The following is a 4,684-nucleotide window of genomic DNA, read 5'->3' on the forward strand; positions in this document are numbered from 1 at the left end:
GCGAAGCCGGAACCCGAGACCGCCAAGCCTGAGCCGGAGGCCGCCAAGCCTGAGCCGGCGAAGCCCGAACCCGAGGCGGCCAAGCCTGAGCCGGCGAAGCCGGAACCCGAGACGGCCAAGCCCGAACCGGAAGCTGCCACCGGCAAGCCGCAACCGCACGACGACGTCCCGGTCGACCCGGGCGCGGAGCACACCGCACATCCGGCGGAGCCCGCTACCCACCCCGAGTCGCCCTCCCACCACTCCGAGGCGCCCTCCGATCATGCGGCCACCCACCACGGTGACGGCGCCCCGGACGGGACGCCCGCACCCGACTCGCACCCGCGTCCGGACGGGTTCCCCGCCCATGACAAGCACGGACGCGAGTTCCACTTCGACTCCGACGGCAGGGCGCACCTGCCGGGCGATGACGCGGCGCACACCTACCGCGATCGCAACGGCAGTCTGCACAACGCCGAGACCGGACGGTTCGCCCCCGATCCGAACACGCCCGACGCCGACCTGCCGGTCGAGAAGGCCGAGAAGGGTGCGCCCGTCGACGAGCGCGTGAGTGACGCCGAGACGGCCGCCCACGACGCGCGGGTGGAACAGCGCGAGCAGGCGCTGGCGAACTCCCACGAGGCGAGCGGCAGGCTCCACCGGCTGATGGAACACCTCGGCATCGACCCGAAGGAGTTGCAGGGATCCACCCGAGCCGTCGCCGAGCAGAAGATCGGCGACCTGATCGACGACGGGGTGCTCACCGCCAAACAGGGCAAGTCTCTGCGCAACGCCCTGGTCAACGACCGCATCTCGGCGAACATACTGCGTTCGATCTCGGAGCGGCTCGGCGACAAGGCGGCTGCCGCTATCGCGAAGATCCGCGGCGAGTTCACCCTGATCGACTCGGGCGGGGCGGGCGCCGGCCGGTTCGACCAGGCGACCATCCATGGCAATCCGCCCACGCTGAAGTTCTACGAGGCGAAGGGTGGGACCTCACAGCTCGGCGAGCGGACGGTGGACGGCGTCCGGGCCCAGCAGGGCTCCACCAGCTACGTCAACGACATCATGAAGACCGACCCGCGGCTGGGTGACTCGCTGCGGCAGTTCATGGAGGCCAATCCGGACTCGCCGATCACCAGATCCCTGAAGGACGGCACCATCAGGATCGAGTACGACCTGGTGCAGGCCCTGCCCGGTGGCCAGATCAGGGTGACGCCGTTCGTCCTCGATCCTGCCGCACTCAAGCTGCCCAACCTCAAGTAGATAGGGTCATTCGCATGACGTGGAAAGCGATGAGCGCTCAGCGGGCCGCCGACATCGTCGACTTCTGGCTCGCCGCCGGCTGGCCGCAGACCCCGGCGCAGGTCCAGCAGTTGGGCGAGGGGATCGGCTGGACGCCCGACGACGACGAGATGATGGAGAACGGCGCGGACGGACTCAGCGAGCCCGCGGTGGCGATCGTCTCGATGCCCACCGGTGAGACCGCGTCGCTGAACTTCTGGGTCACCGACATCGTGCGCGACCTGGGCGACGAGGGCGAGGAGTTCCTCGACGATCAGTACGCGCTGGTCGTTCGCGAGGGCGTCCGGCGTTGGGGAGAAGCTGTGCTGAGCGACAGCGGCGGCCGCAGCGCGCAATGGGACCACGCCGATGGTGCCCGGACGGTGGTGGCACGGGGCAAGCGCTCGGTGACGGTGGATTTCACCACGCCGCAGTACGCCCAGGTGCTGCGCGAGTTGGGGGAGTGAGCCGATGACCTGGGACGACTTCCGCGAGCGCCTGCGCGCGACGCTGCGCGAGCTGACCGACCGGTGTGTGCTGGTGGTGGCCGCGCCCGGACGCGGCGGCTACGTCCAGTTCGCCGTGGCGGACGCCGAACTGACCGCCGAGGCTGCCGGTCCGGAGTTCACCGCCGGTCCGGCGGCCCATGGCGCCGACGACCCGACCATGCTGGCGGCCGGCTGGACGGCACCCACCGGTGCAGTGCCGAACTGGTCCGCGCCGCTGGTACTGCCGGCGCTCACCGCCGAATACGCGGCCCTCGCCGACCGGTGCGTGACCGCCTTGCGCGAGGTGTACCGGATCGCCGCACCTGAGGCCCTGAGTTACCGCGCCTGGCGCGAGCCGGAGGCGCAGCCGTCCGGTGTCACCTGGCCGGCCGAACGGATCGACCGGCTCGACCCGGGCGAGAACCCGCTGCCGTTGCCCCGCCTGGGCATTCCGGCAGCCGGACAAGTGGACTGAGACAACCAGAACGGGGCTCCCTTCATCGGGAGCCCCGTTCTTCTGTGCTGGTGTGAGGAAGCCTCGGTGTGAGGCGTCCTCCCGGGCTCTCTCAGAGGAGAGCCCGATCCTCGACGGCCAGACCGGGGGAGGGAACGGCCGACGCGGAGGTTCAGAGCACCCGGCGGCAGCTCCACGGCTGGAAGCCGCGCTTGGCGTAGAGCCGGTTGGCGACCGTGATCTGCTCGGCCTTGGTGGCCTTGTGCGGGTACTTGGCGAAGTGCTGGCCCTTCACCGAGCGCCAGGTGGCCAGGTTGAACTGCAGGCCGCCGTAGTAGCCGTTGCCGGTGTTGATGTGCCAGCGGTTGCCGGACTCGCACTTGGCGATCTTGTTCCACTTGGCCAGCCGGGCCAGGTTGAGCGTGCGCTTGCCGTTGGTGCCGACCTTGACCACCTTGTTGATCACCTTCTTGGTGATCTTCTGCTTCACCACGACCGTCGTCGACTTCCCGTTGACGGTGGTGGTCTGGTAGGTGCGGGTGGCCTTGCCGTTGCGGCCCTTCTTGACCGTCTTCTTGTCGCCCTTGTACAGCGACTTGGTCTTCTTCTTGACCGTCTTGTACTTGAGGGTGACCTTCTTGGTGGTGGTCTTGGTGCTGACCTTGTCGATCACCACGTCCATGCCGTTGCTGAGCGGAGCGGTGACGCCCGGGGCCACCCGGTCGTTGCCGTCCACCTTCAGCTTCAGCTGGGCGATGGCGTCCGCGACGGTGGCGGCACCGCTGACCTCGACGGTCCGGGCGACGCCCGCGTAGCGCAGGTTCAGGGTGAGGGTGTCACCGGCGGCGTGGGCCGGCAACGCGGTCAGGCCGGCGAGCAGCAGTGTTCCACAGGCGGTGAGGGCAGCACCCTTGGTGAAGGACGACATCAGCTTCTCCTTGTTTCGTTGATCGGGTGGCTCACGCCGCGTGGCGGCAGCCCCAAGGACGGAGGCCGGCCTTGGCGTAGTAGCGGTTGGCGACGGTGATCTGTTCGGCGCGGCTGGCCAGATCGGCGCGCGGGGCGAAGTCGGCACCGCCGTTGGCGCGCCAGGAGCCGTAGTCGAACTGCAGCCCGCCGTAGTAGCCGTTGCCGGTGTTGATGTGCCAGTTGCCGCTCGACTCGCACTGGGCGATCCGGTCCCACATCGCGGCGCGGGCCAGGTTCAGCGCGCCGCCCCGGCCGCTGCTGCCGGAGGAGGAAGAGGGCCGCTTCTTGGTGCCGACGACGACCTTCTGGCTCACCGGCGAGGTGATCACCACGCGCTTGAGCACCTTCTTGGAGGCCTTGCCGTCGTTGACGGTGGTGTATTCGTAGGTGACCGTGGCCTTGCCGTTCTTGCCGGCCTTGGTGACCTTCTTCTGGCCGACGTACATCGACTTCGAGGTGGACTTGACCGTGCCGTAGCCGATCTTCTCGTTCACCGTGCGGGTCTTGACCTTGACCCGGTCGAGGGTGACCTTCTGCTTGTCGGCGATCGCGGTGGTCAGCGCGGGCTTGACCCGGTCGGTGGTGCCGACGGTCAGCTTCCGCTCGGCCAGCAGGTCGGCGACCGTGCCGGCGGTGGTGGTCAGCGTGACCGACTTGCCGCCGACCTTCAGCTTGACCTGCTTGGGCGTCCGGACGTCGACGGTGAGGCCCTCGCGTCCGATCCCGGCCGAGCGGGAGAGCGAGAAGGCGGCACCGTTCAGGCCGCGCACCTCGGCGGTGGCCAGTGCGCCGTCCAGGGTGGTGGCGGTGGTGTAGAACTCGGTCGGCTTACCGTCGACCAGCAGGGTGACCTTGCGGGAGTACTGCACCTGAACGGTGCTGCCGTCGCTGACCGGTGAGTCAACGGACGGGAAGACCAGGTCGCGAGGGCCGAGTTCGATGTTGTTGGCCTTCAGCACGTCACCGACGGTGCCGGCGTAGCTGGTGCTCACCGAGGTCTGTCCGTCGACGTTCAGCGTCACCGATTTGTCGAGCGAGGTGGCGGCGAGGCCTCCACCGGCGAGGACGACGGCGCCGGCGAGGGCGGTCAGCTTCCAGGACCAGATCACGATAGGTATAGCTCCAAGTTGGGGATCTTGAGGCGTTCATAAGAACAACCTGAGAACCAGTGTCCATGAAACTGAGAAAACCTGCAAATCTCTCAGGGAGGGATGGGAATCCACGCCATGGGTTCAGTAGTCAGCGCCGTTTCGCTGGGTCTCACGTCCAATCGCTCCCCGAGCGGATGTGGCGCCGGAACGCGAAACGGCCCCCGGGAGTACCCGGGGGCCGTTCGGACGGCGTCGCTCAGAACAGGCCGGAGCTGGCCTCGCGGGCCTTGGTGAAGCGCTCGGTGACGTCGGTCCAGTTGACCACGTTCCACCACGCCTTCACGTAGTCGCCCTTCACGTTGAGGTACTGCAGGTAGAAGGCGTGCTCCCACATGTCGAGCTGCAGCACGGGCAGCTGG

The 4,684-nt window shown here is 68.1% G+C and carries 6 protein-coding genes; 3 read left to right on the forward strand and 3 right to left on the reverse strand.

What is annotated here, in order from left to right:
• The 3 genes from Q0066_RS13475 to Q0066_RS13485 all read left to right on the forward strand — a co-directional run.
• Positions 1 to 1,245 (forward strand): hypothetical protein (locus Q0066_RS13475; protein ID WP_298133738.1); only part of this gene is annotated, 1,245 nt, incomplete at its 5' end.
• Between the two features lie 14 nt (positions 1,246 to 1,259).
• Positions 1,260 to 1,730, forward strand: a complete 471-nt coding sequence (locus Q0066_RS13480; RefSeq protein ID WP_298133740.1) for a DUF6301 family protein — start codon at positions 1,260 to 1,262, stop codon at positions 1,728 to 1,730.
• Between the two features lie 4 nt (positions 1,731 to 1,734).
• On the forward strand, positions 1,735 to 2,226 hold the full coding sequence (locus Q0066_RS13485; RefSeq protein WP_298133742.1) for a hypothetical protein: 492 nt from the start codon (positions 1,735 to 1,737) through the stop codon (positions 2,224 to 2,226).
• A gap of 151 nt (positions 2,227 to 2,377) precedes the next feature.
• Here the strand turns inward: Q0066_RS13485 and Q0066_RS13490 are convergent, their stop codons facing one another.
• From Q0066_RS13490 to Q0066_RS13500, 3 genes are all read right to left on the reverse strand, one after another.
• Complete coding sequence (locus Q0066_RS13490) at positions 2,378 to 3,133, reverse strand: resuscitation-promoting factor (protein ID WP_298133743.1); 756 nt, start codon at positions 3,131 to 3,133, stop codon at positions 2,378 to 2,380.
• A 31-nt stretch (positions 3,134 to 3,164) separates the two neighbouring features.
• Entirely contained in the window at positions 3,165 to 4,283 is a 1,119-nt protein-coding gene (locus Q0066_RS13495) for a resuscitation-promoting factor (RefSeq protein WP_298133745.1), read from the reverse strand.
• Between the two features lie 238 nt (positions 4,284 to 4,521).
• A partial coding sequence (locus tag Q0066_RS13500; RefSeq protein ID WP_298133747.1) for a Fe-Mn family superoxide dismutase occupies positions 4,522 to 4,684 on the reverse strand: 163 nt, incomplete at its 5' end.

This window comes from Micropruina sp. (assembly GCF_027492755.1).
Lineage (GTDB): Bacteria > Actinomycetota > Actinomycetes > Propionibacteriales > Propionibacteriaceae > Micropruina.

Coding starts and splice junctions, on each gene's coding strand:
- Q0066_RS13480 (WP_298133740.1), top strand. CDS start 1,260: ATGACGTGGAAAGCGATGAGCGCTCAGCGGGCCGCCGACATCGTCGAC.
- Q0066_RS13485 (WP_298133742.1), top strand. CDS start 1,735: ATGACCTGGGACGACTTCCGCGAGCGCCTGCGCGCGACGCTGCGCGAG.
- Q0066_RS13490 (WP_298133743.1), bottom strand. CDS start 3,133: ATGTCGTCCTTCACCAAGGGTGCTGCCCTCACCGCCTGTGGAACACTG.